This is a genomic window from Streptomyces mutabilis, from assembly GCF_014649815.1.
Taxonomy (GTDB): domain Bacteria; phylum Actinomycetota; class Actinomycetes; order Streptomycetales; family Streptomycetaceae; genus Streptomyces; species Streptomyces mutabilis.
Map to the genome: position 1 here is coordinate 58,956 of NZ_BMTT01000025.1, position 15,138 is coordinate 74,093.

Annotated in this window: 14 protein-coding genes and 2 riboswitches; of the genes, 5 read left to right on the plus strand and 9 right to left on the minus strand. The window is 70.0% G+C overall.

The genetic code is table 11. The features are described from left to right. Positions 1-28: 28 nt before the first annotated feature. Positions 29-1,237 (plus strand): erythromycin esterase family protein, encoded by a 1,209-nt coding sequence (locus IE142_RS31215; protein ID WP_191888847.1) that lies wholly within the window; start codon positions 29-31, stop codon positions 1,235-1,237. 2 nt (positions 1,238-1,239) lie between these two features. On the opposite strand, the gene IE142_RS31220 is transcribed toward IE142_RS31215, so the two are convergent. From IE142_RS31220 to IE142_RS31260, 9 genes are all read right to left on the minus strand, one after another. Beyond that, the gene (locus tag IE142_RS31220) at positions 1,240-1,899 is read right to left on the minus strand and encodes a trimeric intracellular cation channel family protein (protein ID WP_191888848.1); all 660 of its coding nucleotides are present in this window, start codon (positions 1,897-1,899) and stop codon (positions 1,240-1,242) included. 70 nt (positions 1,900-1,969) lie between these two features. After that, complete coding sequence (locus tag IE142_RS31225) at positions 1,970-3,295, minus strand: ABC transporter ATP-binding protein (protein WP_191888849.1); 1,326 nt, start codon at positions 3,293-3,295, stop codon at positions 1,970-1,972. Positions 3,296-3,330: 35 nt separating this feature from the next. Next, positions 3,331-4,428 carry an ABC transporter ATP-binding protein gene (locus tag IE142_RS31230; RefSeq protein ID WP_191888850.1) on the minus strand — a complete coding sequence of 366 codons (1,098 nt, stop codon included), beginning with the start codon at positions 4,426-4,428 and terminating at the stop codon, positions 3,331-3,333. Continuing rightward, positions 4,425-5,423 (minus strand): ABC transporter permease, encoded by a 999-nt coding sequence (locus tag IE142_RS31235; protein WP_043383183.1) that lies wholly within the window; start codon positions 5,421-5,423, stop codon positions 4,425-4,427. Before IE142_RS31235 ends, IE142_RS31230 begins: the two co-directional genes overlap by 4 nt. A 106-nt stretch (positions 5,424-5,529) precedes the next feature. Beyond that, positions 5,530-7,329: an ABC transporter substrate-binding protein gene (locus tag IE142_RS31240; protein ID WP_191888851.1), complete on the minus strand. Its 1,800-nt coding sequence runs from the start codon at positions 7,327-7,329 to the stop codon at positions 5,530-5,532. Between the two features lie 70 nt (positions 7,330-7,399). Next, positions 7,400-8,407 (minus strand): ABC transporter permease, encoded by a 1,008-nt coding sequence (locus IE142_RS31245; protein ID WP_191888852.1) that lies wholly within the window; start codon positions 8,405-8,407, stop codon positions 7,400-7,402. Positions 8,408-8,722: 315 nt separating this feature from the next. Further along, positions 8,723-9,520 (minus strand): enhanced serine sensitivity protein SseB C-terminal domain-containing protein, encoded by a 798-nt coding sequence (locus IE142_RS31250; RefSeq protein WP_191888853.1) that lies wholly within the window; start codon positions 9,518-9,520, stop codon positions 8,723-8,725. Between the two features lie 168 nt (positions 9,521-9,688). Continuing rightward, positions 9,689-10,456: an enhanced serine sensitivity protein SseB gene (locus tag IE142_RS31255; protein ID WP_191888854.1), complete on the minus strand. Its 768-nt coding sequence runs from the start codon at positions 10,454-10,456 to the stop codon at positions 9,689-9,691. A 79-nt stretch (positions 10,457-10,535) separates the two neighbouring features. After that, positions 10,536-11,204: an AAA family ATPase gene (locus IE142_RS31260; protein ID WP_191888855.1), complete on the minus strand. Its 669-nt coding sequence runs from the start codon at positions 11,202-11,204 to the stop codon at positions 10,536-10,538. A gap of 179 nt (positions 11,205-11,383) precedes the next feature. Further along, positions 11,384-11,477, plus strand: a riboswitch (glycine riboswitch). Beyond that, positions 11,478-11,594, plus strand: a riboswitch (glycine riboswitch). A 43-nt stretch (positions 11,595-11,637) separates the two neighbouring features. Here IE142_RS31260 and gcvT point away from each other — a divergent pair. The 4 genes from gcvT to IE142_RS31280 all read left to right on the plus strand — a co-directional run. Further along, complete coding sequence (gene gcvT / locus IE142_RS31265) at positions 11,638-12,759, plus strand: glycine cleavage system aminomethyltransferase GcvT (protein WP_191888856.1); 1,122 nt, start codon at positions 11,638-11,640, stop codon at positions 12,757-12,759. A 126-nt stretch (positions 12,760-12,885) separates the two neighbouring features. Beyond that, entirely contained in the window at positions 12,886-13,263 is a 378-nt protein-coding gene (gcvH, locus tag IE142_RS31270) for a glycine cleavage system protein GcvH (protein ID WP_043379681.1), read from the plus strand. 15 nt (positions 13,264-13,278) lie between these two features. Continuing rightward, positions 13,279-14,544 (plus strand): serine hydroxymethyltransferase, encoded by a 1,266-nt coding sequence (gene glyA / locus IE142_RS31275; RefSeq protein WP_191888857.1) that lies wholly within the window; start codon positions 13,279-13,281, stop codon positions 14,542-14,544. 99 nt (positions 14,545-14,643) lie between these two features. Next, positions 14,644-15,138 (plus strand): serine dehydratase beta chain (locus tag IE142_RS31280; protein WP_306432623.1); only part of this gene is annotated, 495 nt, incomplete at its 3' end.

Sequence of the window (15,138 nt, forward strand, 5' to 3'; positions counted from 1 at the left end):
CCGAAAGTTCAACGATACCGTTGAAGGCATGGCTACCGACATCAAGGACACCGCCCGTGCCGTCGAGGCCGCCGCGCTCATGGAGCTGCTGCCGGCCCGGCCCAGGATGCTCGCGCTGGGCGAGCCGACCCACGGCGAGGACCTGCTGCTCGAGACGCGCAACGAGCTGTTCCGGCAACTGGTCGAGGAGGAGGGCTACCGGACGATCGCGATCGAGAGCGACTGCCTGGCGGGCCTGGTCGTCGACGACCACGTCACCTCGGGCACCGGCACGCTCGACGAGGTCATGGAGCACGGCTTCAGCCACGGGTTCGGCGCGTCCGAGGCCAACCGCGAACTCGTGCGCTGGATGCGGGAGTACAACGAGGGACGGCCGACGCCCGAACGCGTCCGCTTCGCCGGTTTCGACGGCCCGCTGGAGATCACCCACGCCGAGAGCCCGAGGCAGGCTCTCACCGCGCTCCACGCTTTCCTCGCGGCCCGGGTGGACGCCGCCCTGCTCCCCTGCACCGCGAAGACGCTGGACCGTCTGGTGGGCACGGACGACCGGTGGACCGAGCCCGCCGCGATGACGGACCCGGCCCGCTCGGCGGGGCGGTCGGCCGAGGCCCGGGAGCTGCGGCTGCTCGCCGACGACCTGGTGTCGCTGCTCGACGAGCAGACGCCCCAGGTCCACGAGGCGGCGGCCTCGCGGGAGGACCTGGACCGGGCACGCCTGTACGCGCGTACCGCCACCGGCCTGCTGCGCTACCACCACTGGATGGCCGACCCCTCCCCTGCCCGCATGAACCGGCTGCTGGGCCTGCGGGACCGGATGATGGCCGACAACCTCCTCGCGCTCGCCGACCGGGGCCCGGTGCTCGTCCACGCCCAGAACGCCCATCTCCAGCGGGCGAAGAGCAGCATGCGGATGTGGCAGGGGCCGGTGGAGTGGTGGAGCGCCGGTGCGCTGGTGAGCGCCCGGCTCGGCGAGGAGTACGTTTTCGTGGCCACCGCGGTCGGGACGATCCGGCACCAGGGGGTGGACACCCCGCCGCCGGACAGCGTCGAGGGGCTCCTGTACGCGCTCCCGGAGGACCGCTGCCTCGTCGATGCCGCGGAGCTGGCCGCCGCCCTCGGCGACAGGCGGCCCGCACACCGGGAATCCCCCTGGTTCGGCTACGCACCGCTCGACCCGGACCACCTGACCGCGATCGACGGTGTCGTCTTCCTCAAGGAGGTCCCCCGGCGCCGGTGAGCTCAGTCCCCCTCCACCACGGTCGACCGCCGGTTCCAGGCGCGCGGTGCCCGCCAGTGGAAGCGCAGGGCGAGCAGGCGCAGGACGAAGGCCGTGACCACCGCCAGGCCGGTGGTGAGCGGGGTGAGGGCCTCGTAGCGGATGCACAGGGCGACCGTCGTGGCACCGACGATCGCGGGGACGGCGTACAGGTCGCGGTCCCAGCGCAGCAGCGAGGGGACCTCGTTGGCGAGCACGTCCCGCAGTACGCCGCCGCCGACCGCGGTGGCCAGGCCCAGGCAGGCGGAGGCGGTCAGGCCGAGCCCGTAGTCGTACGCCTTGGTGGTGCCGGCGACGCAGAACAGGCCGAGGCCGGCCGCGTCGAAGACGTTCACGCCGGTCTGGAGGCGCTCCACGTGCGGGTGGAGGAAGAAGACCAGGGCGGTGGCGAAGAGTGGGGTGACGAAGTACCCCAGGTCCGTGAAGGCCGCGGGCGGTACGGCGCCGATGACCAGGTCCCGGAACAGCCCGCCGCCCAGCGCGGTGACCTCGGCGAGGACGGCGATGCCGAACACGTCGAAGTTCTTGCGTACGGCCAGCAGCGCTCCGGAGATGGCGAAGACGAAGATGCCGACCAGGTCGAGCGTGTGCTGGACGGTGGGGGTGAAGAGTTGCTCGTACACCCTGCCATTCTCACCTGCCGATGAGCCCCCGCCTTGCGAACGAAGGCGGGGGCTCACGCGCGGCGAACGGTCACTTCTCCTTGGCGGGAGGCTCCTCCTCGGCGCTCTCGGTGCCCTCGGTGCTCTTCGCGTCCTTGGTGCCCTTCTTCGCAGTCTCGGTGCGCTTGGCAGCCTCGGTGCTCTTCGCGGCTTCGGCGCCCTCGGCCTCCGGAGCTGCGGCCTCCGCGGCCACCGCCTCCGCGGCCACCGCCGCCGAGGTCCGGGCCGACTCCGCGAGCGCGTCCTCGGCCACCAGCTCCGCCGCCTCCTTGGCGTCGGAGAGCAGGACGACGTCCTGCGGGGCCTGGTCCTCGAAGTTCTCCGGGTGGTGGCAGGCGACCTGCTGGCCGGGGCGCAGCTCCTTCAGCGGCGGCTCGGTCGTCTTGCAGATCTGCGTCGCCTTCCAGCACCGGGTGTGGAAGCGGCACCCGCTCGGCGGGGAGATCGGCGAGGGCACGTCGCCCTTGAGCAGGATGCGCTCGCTCTTGGCGCCGCGCCGCGCCGGGTCCGGGATCGGGACCGCCGACATCAGCGCCTTGGTGTACGGGTGCATCGGCGACTTGTAGAGCAGGTCGCGGTCGGCCAGCTCCATGATCTTGCCGAGGTACATCACCGCGATCCGGTCCGAGACGTGCCGGACGACGGACAGGTCGTGAGCGATGATCACGTACGTCAGGCCCAGCTCCTGCTGGAGGTCGTCGAGGAGGTTGACGACCTGGGCCTGGATCGACACGTCGAGCGCGGACACCGGCTCGTCGGCCACGACCAGCTTGGGGTTGAGCGCGAGCGCGCGGGCGATGCCGATGCGCTGGCGCTGACCGCCGGAGAACTCGTGGGGGTAGCGGTTGTAGTGCTCGGGGTTGAGACCGACCACCGACAGCAGCCGCTGGACCTCCTTCTTGACTCCGCCCTCGGGCTCGACGCCCTGGAGCTTGAAGGGAGCGCTGACGATCGTGCCGATGGTGTGGCGCGGGTTCAGCGACGAGTACGGGTCCTGGAAGATCATCTGCACGTCGCGGCGCAGCGGACGCATGCCGCCGACCCCGAGGTGGGTGATGTCCTTGCCCTCGAACTCGACCGTGCCGGCGGTCGGCTCCAGGAGCCGGGTGATGAGCCGGCCCATGGTCGACTTGCCGCAGCCCGATTCACCCACGACGCCGAGGGTCTCACCGGAACGGACCTCGAAGTCGATGCCGTCGACGGCGCGCACCGCCCCGACCTGGCGCTGCAGCAGGCCCTTCTTGATCGGGAAGTGCTTCTGCAGCCCGGTCACCTTCAGCAGGGTCTCGCCGGGGGCGGCGTCCTCGGTGAGGGTGGCACCGCCCGTCGAGCCGTCGCTCTGTGCGGGGATCGTCACCGCTTCGTCCTCTGCCTTTGCCTTTGCCTTGTCGCTCACAGCTTCGGCGCAATCTCTTCGGTCCAGATCCGCTCCCGCTGCTCCTGCGACATGTGGCAGGCGGCCCAGTGCTTGCTGCCGACCTCGGTCAGCTCGGGGCGGACCGTGCGGGTGACGTCGTCCTTGGGCACGTCGGCGTACGGACAGCGCGGGTTGAAGGCGCAGCCGGACGGGAGGTTGATCAGGGAGGGCGGGGAGCCCTTGACGGGGATGAGGCGTTCCTGCTGGTCGCGGTCGAGTCGCGGCATCGAGCCGAGCAGCCCCCAGGTGTAGGGGTGCCGCGGCTCGTAGAACACCTTCTCGGCGGGGCCCCGCTCCACACACCGGCCGCCGTACATCACCAGGAGGTCGTCGGCCAGTTCGGCGACGACGCCCAGATCGTGGGTGATGATGATGACCGCGGAGCCGAACTCCTTCTGCAGGTCCCGGATGAGGTCGAGGATCTGCGCCTGGACGGTGACGTCCAGGGCGGTGGTCGGCTCGTCCGCGATGAGCAGCTCGGGGTTGTTGACCAGCGACATCGCGATCATCGCGCGCTGGCGCATACCGCCGGAGAACTCGTGCGGGTAGCTGTCCACCCGCTTGTCCGGCTGCGGGATGCCGACGCGGTCGAGCATCTCCACCGCGCGGCGCTTGGCGGTCTTCTTGTCCACGTCGTGGTGGATGCGGTACGCCTCCACGATCTGCTGGCCGATCGTGTAGTACGGGTGCAGCGCGGACAGCGGGTCCTGGAAGATCATCGCCATCTCCCGGCCGCGCAGCTTGCGCACGTGGTCCGGGTCGGCGGAGAGCAGCTCGGTGCCGTCCAGCCAGATCTCACCGGATATCTGGGCCTTGCGCCTGCCGTACTGGCCGGCGGTGTGCAGGCCCATGATGCCGAGCGAGGTCACCGACTTGCCGGAGCCGGACTCGCCGACGATGCCGAGGGTCTTGCCCCGCTCCAGCTGGAAGCTGAGTCCGTCGACGGACTTGACCAGGCCGTCGTCGGTCGGGAAGTGCACCTTCAGGTCGCGTACTTCCAGGAAGGCGCTCGGCGCGGCCGAGGAACCGGTGGGCTCGCCCACGGCTGCTCCGCTCTTGCTGGTGTCGGTCATGCGAGCCTCACTCGGGGGTCGATCACGGCGTACAGGACGTCCACCACGAGGTTGGCGATCAGCACCGCGAGAGAAGTGATCAGGGTGACGCCCAGGATAAACGGCAGGTCCTGGTTCTGGATCGCGTCCAGGACCTTCTGGCCGAGGCCGGGGAGGCTGAACGTGGTCTCGGTCAGGATCGCGCCGCCCATGAGGGCGCCGAGGTCCATGCCGAGCATGGTGAGCAGCGGAGTCAGCGTCGAGCGCATGGCGTGCTTGCGGATGACGACCGGTTCCCTGAGGCCCTTGGCGCGCGCGGTGCGGATGTAGTCCTCGCCGAGGATCTCCATCATGGTGGCCCGGGTGATCCGGGCGTACATGGCGGCGTACAGGAAGGCCAGGGTCACCCAGGGAAGGATCATGCCGCCGAGCCAGCCGGTGAGGCTGTCCTCCAGGGGCACGAACTCACCGTCGATCCAGCCCAGGCCGTAGGAGAAGATCGCCAGACTGAGCAGACCGGTGAAGTAGATGGGGAGGGAGACGCCGGCGAGCGCGACGATCATCGCGCCACGGTCCCACAGGGTGCCCCGCTTGAGGGCGGAGAGCACACCGGCGGCGAGACCGAAGATCAGCCACAGCACGGCGGCACCGAGTGCGAGGGCCAGGGTCACCGGGAAACGCTCGGTCAGCACCGGCCAGACGGCCTGCTCGGTCTTGAAGGAGTATCCGAAGCACGGCGCGGAGCAGTTGGTCACATCGCCGCCGGAGGCGTAGGTGCGCCCCACGAAGATGCCCTTGATGAACTCCCATGCCTGGACGACGACCGGGTCGTCGAGGCTCAGCTTCTGCCGCACGGCCTCGACGGCGTCGGGGCCGGCCTGCTTGCCCACGTAGTTCAGGGCGATGTCGACGCCCGCCCACTTGGGGACGAGGAAGAAGATGCAGAAGACCACCAGGATGATGACCACCAGCATCACTGCGGCGGCGAACAGCCGCCTGATGAGGTAAGCGAGCACAGCGTGCGGCCCGCCGCGGACCGCGGGCACCGGAGATCGTCCGGTGCCCGCGGTCACGCCGCGCCGGCCTTCACCTGCCTTTCGTGCCGTACGGCGGGTGTGCCGGTTACTTCTTCGGGTTCTTCAGGCCGAGGTTGACGAAGTCGTACATACCGCTGTAGCCGTCGGTGGTGTACACGTTCGCCAGGTTGTCGGAGCGCCAGTTGATGAACTTCTCGAAGACGAAGGGCAGGTAGTACGCGCCCTCCATCACCTTGTGGTTGATCTCCGTGGCGATCTTGGCCTTGCCCGCGTCGTCCAGCTCGGTCAGGTAGTCGGCGAACAGGCCGTCGATCTCCTTGTCCTTGATCAGCGCGAAGTTGTTGTTGGCGCTCTCGAGGATGTAGTCGCTGTGCCACAGCGGCAGACCGTAGCCCTGGACGGACGGGAAGTCCGGGCCCCAGCCCATGATGATGACGCCGTAGCCCTTCTTGGCCACGTTGGAGGGGCTGCCGACGACGCTGGCGTACTGCGAGCCGTCGTACTGCTCGATCTCCAGGTCGATGCCGACCTTCTTCAGCGACGCCTGCATCGACTCGGCGGTGGCGACCTCGACCGGCTTGTTGTTCCGGACCGCGATCTTGCTCTTGAAGCCGTCGGGCTTGCCGCAGGCCTTCAGCTCTTCCTTGGCCTTCTCGACGTTGCCCTTCTTGTTCTCACCGGCCATGCCGTACGGGTCGTACTTCTGGCCCTCGGAGCCCGGGACGGACGGCGGCAGCATGTTGGTGCCGATGTCGCCGCCGGCGACCGGGCCGCCGCGCGCGGTCTGCAGCGAGACGTGGTCGGCGCCGAAGAGCATCGCCTTGCGGCAGTGGATGTTGTCGAACGGCTTCACGTTCTGCGCGAAGGTCGCGTAGCGGATGTAGCCGGAGACCGGGTTGTCCAGGTTCTCCTTGTGCTCCTTCAGGGCGGTGGTGCGGCCCTGCGGGGACAGACCGGTCTGGGCGAGGTCCAGGTCGTAGTCACCCGCGACGAGGCGGGCGTCCAGGTCGTTGGCGTTGGAGAAGAACTTGATCGTGATCTTGTCCGGGTACGCCTTGCGGACCGGGTCCGACTCCTGCTTCCACTCGGTGTTGCGAACCAGGGTCAGGTCCTTGCCGGGGTTGTAGGACTCGAACTTGTACGGGCCAGAGGAGAACGGGCGCAGGCCGTACTTGGACTTGGTGTCCTTGTCCTGGCGGACCGGGGACGCCGAGGTCAGCGCCAGCATCTCCTCGAAGTCCGAGTTGGGCTCGGGCAGGTGGAAGACGATGGTCTTGTCGTCCGGCGTCTCGATCGCCTTCAGACCCAGCTTGTCCTTGGACTTGTCCTTGTACGGGCCCTGGTACTCGTCCTTGGGGTCGAGCACCTCCTTGAGGTACGTCGGACCGCCCGACAGCACGTCCTGCGCCCAGACGCGCTCGATGCCGTACTTGACGTCCTTGGAGGTGATCGGCTTGCCGTCCTCCCAGGTGATGCCGTCACGCAGGGTGTACGTGTAGGTCTTGCCGTCGTCCGAGACCTTGGCGAGACCGGTGGCGAGGTCGGGGGTGACCTCGGCGCCCGCCTTCCCCGGCTCGGTCTTGTTCGTGACGAGCTGGCGGCTGTAGTAGCGGGAGAAGTTCCACATGAAGCCGTAGTAGCCGCGCGTGGTGTCCCACGAGTCCGCGTCCTGCGTGCTCGCGAACTTCAGGGTGCCGCCCTTCTTGGCCGCGGAGGCCTGGGCGACCTTGTTGTTGGCCGCGTCGAAGCCCGGCGCGCCGTTCTTCGAGCCGCCGTTGCTGTCGTCGCCTCCGCCGCCGCACGCCGCCGTGGTCAGCAGCGCGGCGACCACTGCGGCAGCGGCCAAAGCCTGCTTGCGCCGCCCTGAGGTGCGTTGGGTAGTCACGATCTCGGATCCTCCGGATTAGATGAGAGACCCCGTGCAGGTGCCACGGGTCGCTTTGCGGAACGGCAGGTCAGCGGGAGCCCTTCGGGTCCAGCGCGTCGCGTACGCCGTCACCGAAGAGGTTGAAGGCAAGAACGGTGATGAAGATCGCCACACCCGGGATCACCATGTACATGGGATCCGACTTGTAGTAGTCGATGGCGCTCGACAGCATCTGTCCCCAGGAGGAGGTGGGCGGCTTGACGCCCACGCCCAGGAAGCTGAGTGCGGCCTCGGTGAGGATGTTGGTCGGGATCATCATCGTGGTGTAGACGATGATCGGCGCGACCAGGTTGGGCAGCAGTTCCTTGAACAGGATGTAGAACCGCCCGGCGCCCAGCGACCGGGCCGCCTCGACGTACTCCCGCTCGCGCATGGAGAGGGTTTGGCCGCGGACCACACGGCCGATGTAGGGCCATCCGAAGAAGCCGATGACCAGGATCATCATCAGCAGGCGGACGCCGGTGCCGCTGAGGCCGAGCATGCTGTCCGGCATGACCGAGACCAGCGCGATGATGAAGAGCAGCTGCGGGAAGGCCAGCAGGCCGTCCATGACCCGGCTGATGAGGGCGTCGACCCAGCCGCCGAAGAAGCCGGCGAGGACACCGAGAACGGTTCCGATGATCACGGCGACGATCGCGGACAGGAAACCGACCAGGAGCGAGATCCGGGCGCCGTGGACGATGCGGGCGAAGATGTCGCGGCCGTTGACGGGCTCGACGCCCAGCCAGTGCTCACCGCTCATGCCGCCGAGGGAGCCGGTGGGCGTGCCGAACAGCGGGTCGATCAGGTCCTCGTGGAACTCGTTGGGATCCTGTCCGTAGAGCGAGGTGATCAGGGGCGCGAGGATCGCGACCACGATGAGGAGGAGCACGACGATACCGCCCGAGAGGGCCAGCTTGTCCCGCTTCAGGCGCTCCCAGGCGATGCGGCCGAGGGAACGCCCCTGAACCGCCTTGGCCTCGGCGCCGGCAACCGCCGCCTCCTCGGCCGCACTCGGGGCCGCTTCCGCGGTCGGCTCGTGCAATGGTGCCGTCATCTGGCAGGGACCCCTCTCAACCGGCGGTAGCCGGCCCGCACTTGCCGCTGTAGCGGCGTGATCAGTCCGTCGTACAAAAGGGCGAGCAGTCACCCCTTGCTGCGGGAGTCTTCAACGGTTTGGCGATCTGTAGCCAGACTTGGCAGGGAATGGATGCGCAACCGTGATGCTGTTCGAGGTGTTCCGTTATCCGGACAGTGGGTAACGAGGGTCGGACGCGGACGAGTTGGGACATCGGCGGCACAGTGGTGCCATACGCCCTCGTCTACGCGCGAAGATGTCCGCCCGTCGCGGGCGGAAGACGTCCCGGGACGGTCAGTACCGACCCTGAGCCGGAGGGTATCCGTACCCGCCCACCGGCGCCTGGGCGGGAGCGGCGACGTGGGCCTCCCGGTCGTAGAACGGGCGGGCGTTGGCACGCAGCCACATCGCCACCGGGTCGTGGGCGTCGGTCATCGCGACGGTCGACACGGGCAGCCCGTCGGGGACCGCGCCGACGGACTGCTGCATCATCGCGCGCACCGCGTCGACGGCCGGCGGAGAGGTGTCGTACACGTCGAGGCCGATGGCGAGATACGGCGCCCCGAGCGTCGGCTGGACCCAGGCGCGGCGCAACGCACGGACCGCCGGGGTGCGGTGGGCGTTCTGCGCGAGCAGGGCGTAGAACTGCGGGATCTCGATGGCCGGTTCGGACAGGCGCAGGGGTCCGGCGGGCTGGCGGTCCAGACCGGAGGCGATGCGGCGCAGGTCGGGCCAGGGGATGCCTACGCCGCCGCCTGGGGCGTGCGGGTTGAGCCACAGGCCGTAGTGGTCGGGGTAGAGGGCGCGGGCCACTTCCAGGCCGTCGACCACCTCGTACGAACGGTTCCAGCCGCTGGCCGACAGCTCCTGGGCGGAGGTGACGCAGGGCGCGTAACCGTGGCCGTCGACCTCCATGTTCCCGTACTGCGCGTCCGGGGAGCCGGCCTGGCCGTGCCAGAGGAGCATCCAGACCTGGCCGGAGGTGGGGGTGGCGAGCGCGCGCAGCAGGGCCTCGTAGGCGTCGTAGCGCCCGGGGGTCACCTGGCGCAGCATGTGCTCGACCTGTCCGGTCGTGGTGCCGCTGGCGCTCACGCGTATCGCCCCTTCGAAAAGTTCCCCGGTTTGTTGAACCAGCTTAAGGCTCCGCCGGGCGGTGGGCGCCTATGAGCTCGGGGGATGCTGTCGTCTCGCGTCTGCGGCACCGTCGTGGCTGGGCGCGCAGTTCCCCGCGCCCCTGGTCGGCGTCGCCCTGACCGGCGTTCACGAGTCGCCGTTGTAGAACGGTTGGACGTTCGCCCGCATCCAGTCGCAGACCGGGTCCTGGGCCGCCTCCAGGAGAACCAGGTTGACCTGGGTCTTCAACGGGGCCTTGCTGAGGGCTCGGCCCAAGGCTTCCAGGGGAAGGGCGCGGGCGTCACCCTCCCAGTGGGTGAGTTCGACGCCGACGAACATGACCGGGTCGGCGGTCTCGATGGCGGCCATGCAGCGGCGGGCGGTGCGGACGACGCCGATCGCGGCGAACTCGGCGGAGGCGGCGGCGAGGAAGTCCACCGGGTCGTCCCGCCAGTCCGGTTCGAAGAGGCGGACCCGGCCGCCGGACGCGGGCCCGTCCAGGGGGGTGCGGCCGGCCCGGCACAGCTCGGCCACGGCGGGCGGCGGCAGCGGGATGCCGACCACGCCGTCCGGGTTGACGGCGATGCCGACCTGCGGGGGCAGTCCGCGGGCGAACTCCACGGCAGGGGCGACGGTATACGACATCTGCGCGCCGGCGACCTGGCGGAACTGCTCCTCGGAGCTGAACACCGGGACGTAGGCCTGGCCGTCGATCTCCAGCGAGGGCAGGTCGAGGGGGCCGCTGTGCGGGCCGCCGCCGTTGGGCAGGGGTATCCACAGGAAGCTTCGGCCGAGCACCTCCACGATCCGGCCGCCGGCCGACGGGACGCCGAGGGAGGCCGACAGCACCTCCTCCAGCTCATTGCCGGGCCACCCGCCGTGCGGGTGGGGGTGCGCCTGTGCCGGGACGTCCATCTGCCTACCTACCGCCTGCCTGGTACCACTGCTGTGGCTGAAAAGGCTAACCCGTTCGGCGCTGCCGACCTACGGTGCGTCACCCCGTGAACGCGATCCGGCGGAGTGTGTCGGCCGCCGCCCGGTCCAGGAGGACCGCCGAGGCGCAGCCGGCGGGCAGGGTGCCTTCGGTCACCGCGCGCAGCAGGCGGGCGTTGGCCGTGCGGTGCCGCAGGAACGCGTACCGCGACACGCCCCGGCCGCGCTCGCGCTGGCCGGCCAGGGCCTCGTCGGCACCGACGTCGAGCAGGAGCAGGTGCAGGGTGCCCTCGCGGCGGCGGGCCTCGCGGGCCAGCCAGGCCCGCACCCAGGACTGCGTGCCGCAGTCGTGCACGACGACGCCCTCGCCGGAGCGCAGCGCCTTGCGCAGGCCGGCGTAGTGGGCGAGGCGGACGAGCGGCCGGTACAGGGCGTAGGGCAGGAAGCGCGGCATGCGGCGCTCCCAGCGGTCCCGGGCGTCCTGGGAGTCGATGCGCCGTCCGCGCACGGTGCGCTCCATCAGCGTGGACTTGCCGCTGCCGGGCAGGCCGGTGATCACCACCAGGTCCCGGGGTCCGAAGAGCAGGGCGTGCGGGCTGCGGCCCTCCCGGTCCCGCAGGTCGCGGACGACCGGTGCGGGCAGTTCGGCGCACGTCTCCGGGGCCGGGGCGCCGGGCTGACCGGGCAGCGCGAGACCCGAGGTGGTGGCGTACGCCGTGGTCCTGTTCACCGTGATCGTCCTCCCCTGGGGCGGTTCACGAGTTACCGTCCCCGTCGAGTGTAAAGAGAAGGTAATGCGCGGGTCTCGCGATTTCGTGCGCTTACTGCCACAGCCCGGTTACAGATCGCGGCCTGCCGTCGGCGGGCCGGGCGTGCAATGATGACGGCGCCAACTGCATACCGGCCGTTTGAATCCGCGCGGGAGAGTCCCCGGCCGCGCCGGGGCGCCGAAGGAGCAAGTCCCTCCCTTGAATCTCTCAGGCACCGTTACCGCGCGGGCGAGGCACATCTGAAAAGCGGGCCGCCCTCCGACGGCTGCCCCACCCAAGGTGCAAGCCCTGATCGCCGTACTCCGGTGGTCGTGGCGAACCTCTCAGGTTCCGATGACAGATGGGGAGGAACGACCTCGCCCGTGCCGTCCTGTCCTGGGAGACGACCGACCGATGAGCAGCACAGAACTCCGCCGTACCGCGCTCGATGCCACGCATCGCGCGCTGGGCGCGACGATGACCGACTTCGCCGGCTGGGACATGCCCCTGCGCTACGGCTCCGAGCGCGACGAACACGTCGCGGTGCGCACCCGGGCCGGACTCTTCGACCTCTCGCACATGGGCGAGATCACGGTCACCGGCCCCCAGGCCGCCGACCTGCTGAACTTCGCGCTGGTCGGCAACATCGGCAGCGTGAAGCCGGGCCGCGCCCGCTACACCATGATCTGCCGTGAGGACGGCGGCATCCTGGACGACCTGATCGTCTACCGACTGGGCGAAGCCGAGTACATGGTCGTCGCCAACGCCTCCAACGCCCAGGTGGTGCTGGACGCGCTGACCGAGCGGGCCGCCGGCTTCGACGACGCCGAGGTCCGCGACGACCGGGACGCGTACGCGTTGCTCGCCGTGCAGGGCCCGGAGTCCCCGGGCATCCTCGCCTCGCTCACCGACGCCGACCTGGACGGCCTGAAGTACTACGCCGGGCTGCCCGGCACGGTCGCGGGCGTCCCGGCGCTGATCGCGCGCACCGGCTACACCGGCGAGGACGGCTTCGAGCTGTTCGTGAAACCCGAGCACGCCGTGGAACTGTGGCAGGCGCTGACCAAGGCGGGCGAGGGCGCCGGGCTGGTCCCGTGCGGCCTGTCCTGCCGGGACACGCTCCGCCTGGAGGCGGGCATGCCGTTGTACGGGCACGAGCTGACGACCGCGCTGACGCCCTTCGACGCCGGGCTCGGCCGGGTGGTGAAGTTCGAGAAGGAGGGCGACTTCGTGGGGCGCGCCGCGCTGACCGGGGCCGCCGAGCGCGCCGCCTCGGAGCCTCCCCGCGTGCTGGTCGGCCTGGTCGCCGAGGGCCGCCGGGTCCCGCGCGCCGGGTACCAGGTCGTCGCCGGCGGCGAGGTGATCGGCGAGGTCACCTCCGGTGCGCCGTCCCCGACGCTGGGCAAGCCGATCGCCATGGCGTACGTCGACCCCGCGCACGCGGCGCCGGGCACCGAGGGTGTCGGCGTCGACATCCGGGGCAGCCACGAGCCGTACGAGGTCGTGGCGCTGCCGTTCTACAAGCGCCGGAAGTAGACACCGGGCGGCGGAGCCCTCGCCGCCCCGCGCGCGTTCTCGCTGATCAATGGCGGTTTCAGCAGTCAGCGGCTTCAGCAGTCCCCCCTTCGTCAGCACTCCCCCGCGTACAGGAGAATTCAGGTCATGAGCAACCCCCAGCAGCTGCGTTACAGCAAGGAGCACGAGTGGCTGTCGGACGCCGAGGACGGCGCCTCGACGGTCGGCATCACGGAGCACGCGGCCAACGCGCTCGGAGACGTCGTCTTCGTCCAGCTCCCCGAGGTCGGCGACTCGGTGACCGCGGGCGAGACCTGCGGCGAACTGGAGTCCACCAAGTCGGTCTCCGACCTGTACTCCCCCGTGTCCGGTGAGGTCACCGAGGTCAACGAGGACGTCGTCAACGACCCGTCACTGGTGAACAGCGCGCCCTTCGAGGGCGGCTGGCTGTTCAAGGTGCGGATCACGGACGAGCCGGCCGACCTGCTCTCCGCCGACGAGTACACCGCCTTCACCGCCGGCTGAGGAGTCACGGACCGCATGTCGCTTCTGAACACCCCCCTGCACGAGCTCGACCCCGACGTCGCCGCCGCCGTCGACGCCGAGCTGGACCGCCAGCAGTCCACCCTGGAGATGATCGCCTCCGAGAACTTCGCGCCGGTCGCGGTCATGGAGGCCCAGGGCTCGGTCCTCACCAACAAGTACGCCGAGGGCTACCCGGGCCGCCGCTACTACGGCGGCTGCGAGCACGTCGACGTGGTCGAGCAGATCGCCATCGACCGGGTCAAGGCGCTCTTCGGCGCCGAGCACGCCAACGTGCAGCCGCACTCGGGCGCCCAGGCCAACGCGGCGGCGATGTTCGCGCTGCTCAAGCCCGGCGACACGATCATGGGTCTGAACCTCGCCCACGGCGGGCACCTGACCCACGGCATGAAGATCAACTTCTCCGGCAAGCTCTACAACGTCGTCCCGTACCACGTGGGCGACGACGGCCAGGTGGACATGGCCGAGGTGGGGCGCCTCGCCAAGGAGACCAAGCCGAAGCTGATCGTGGCGGGCTGGTCGGCCTACCCGCGTCAGCTGGACTTCGCCGCGTTCCGCAAGGTCGCGGACGAGGTCGGCGCGTACCTGATGGTCGACATGGCGCACTTCGCCGGTCTGGTCGCGGCGGGCCTGCACCCGAACCCGGTCCCGCACGCCCACGTCGTCACCACCACCACCCACAAGACGCTGGGCGGCCCGCGCGGCGGTGTGATCCTCTCCACGGCCGACCTGGCCAAGAAGATCAACTCCGCCGTCTTCCCCGGTCAGCAGGGTGGCCCGCTGGAGCACGTGGTGGCCGCCAAGGCCGTCGCCTTCAAGGTCGCCGCCGGCGACGACTTCAAGGAGCGCCAGCGCCGTACGCTGGAGGGTGCCCGCATCCTCGCCGAGCGCCTGGGGCGGGAAGACGCGAAGGCGGCGGGCGTGTCCGTCCTGACCGGCGGCACGGACGTGCACCTGGTCCTGGTGGACCTGCGCGACTCCGAGTTGGACGGGCAGCAGGCCGAGGACCGCCTCCACGAGGTCGGCATCACGGTCAACCGCAACGCCGTCCCGAACGACCCGCGTCCGCCGATGGTGACCTCCGGTCTGCGCATCGGTACGCCGGCATTGGCGACCCGCGGCTTCACGGCCGAGGACTTCGCCGAGGTCGCGGACGTGATCGCCGAGGCGCTGAAGCCGTCCTACGACGCCGAGGCCCTCAAGGCCCGGGTGAAGGCCCTGGCCGACAAGCACCCGCTGTACCCGGGTCTGAACGACAAGTAGACACCGCGCGTGTCCGGGGCGCCGGGCCGCCACAAGCGGACCCGGCGCCCCACCCCGAAGCACCACCCTCTGCACCACCCCCGTTCTGAGGAGACCCCCGTGGCCATCTCGGTCTTCGACCTGTTCTCGATCGGCATCGGCCCGTCGAGCTCCCACACGGTCGGCCCGATGCGCGCGGCCCGCATGTTCGCCCGCCGCCTGCGCAACGAGGAGCTGCTGGGCTCCGTCGCCACGGTCCGCGCCGAGCTGTACGGCTCGCTCGGCGCCACCGGCCACGGCCACGGCACGCCCAAGGCGGTGCTGCTCGGCCTGGAGGGCGACTCGCCCCGCACGGTAAACGTGGAGACGGCCGACGACCGCGTCGAGACGATCAGGACGTCCGGCCGCCTCAGCCTCCTCGGCGAGCACGAGATCGCCTTCTCCTACGACGACGACATGGTCCTGCACCGCCGCAAGGCCCTCCCCTACCACGCCAACGGCATGACGCTGTGGGCGTACGACGCCGAGGGCGGCGAGGTGCTGACCAAGACGTACTACTCGGTCGGCGGCGGCTTCGTCGTCGACGAGGACGCGGTGGGCGCCGACCGCATCGTG

Coding starts and splice junctions, on each gene's coding strand:
- gcvH (WP_043379681.1), top strand. CDS start 12,886: ATGAGCAACCCCCAGCAGCTGCGTTACAGCAAGGAGCACGAGTGGCTG.
- glyA (WP_191888857.1), top strand. CDS start 13,279: ATGTCGCTTCTGAACACCCCCCTGCACGAGCTCGACCCCGACGTCGCC.
- IE142_RS31230 (WP_191888850.1), bottom strand. CDS start 4,428: ATGACCGACACCAGCAAGAGCGGAGCAGCCGTGGGCGAGCCCACCGGT.
- IE142_RS31215 (WP_191888847.1), top strand. CDS start 29: ATGGCTACCGACATCAAGGACACCGCCCGTGCCGTCGAGGCCGCCGCG.
- IE142_RS31255 (WP_191888854.1), bottom strand. CDS start 10,456: ATGGACGTCCCGGCACAGGCGCACCCCCACCCGCACGGCGGGTGGCCC.
- gcvT (WP_191888856.1), top strand. CDS start 11,638: ATGAGCAGCACAGAACTCCGCCGTACCGCGCTCGATGCCACGCATCGC.
- IE142_RS31245 (WP_191888852.1), bottom strand. CDS start 8,407: ATGACGGCACCATTGCACGAGCCGACCGCGGAAGCGGCCCCGAGTGCG.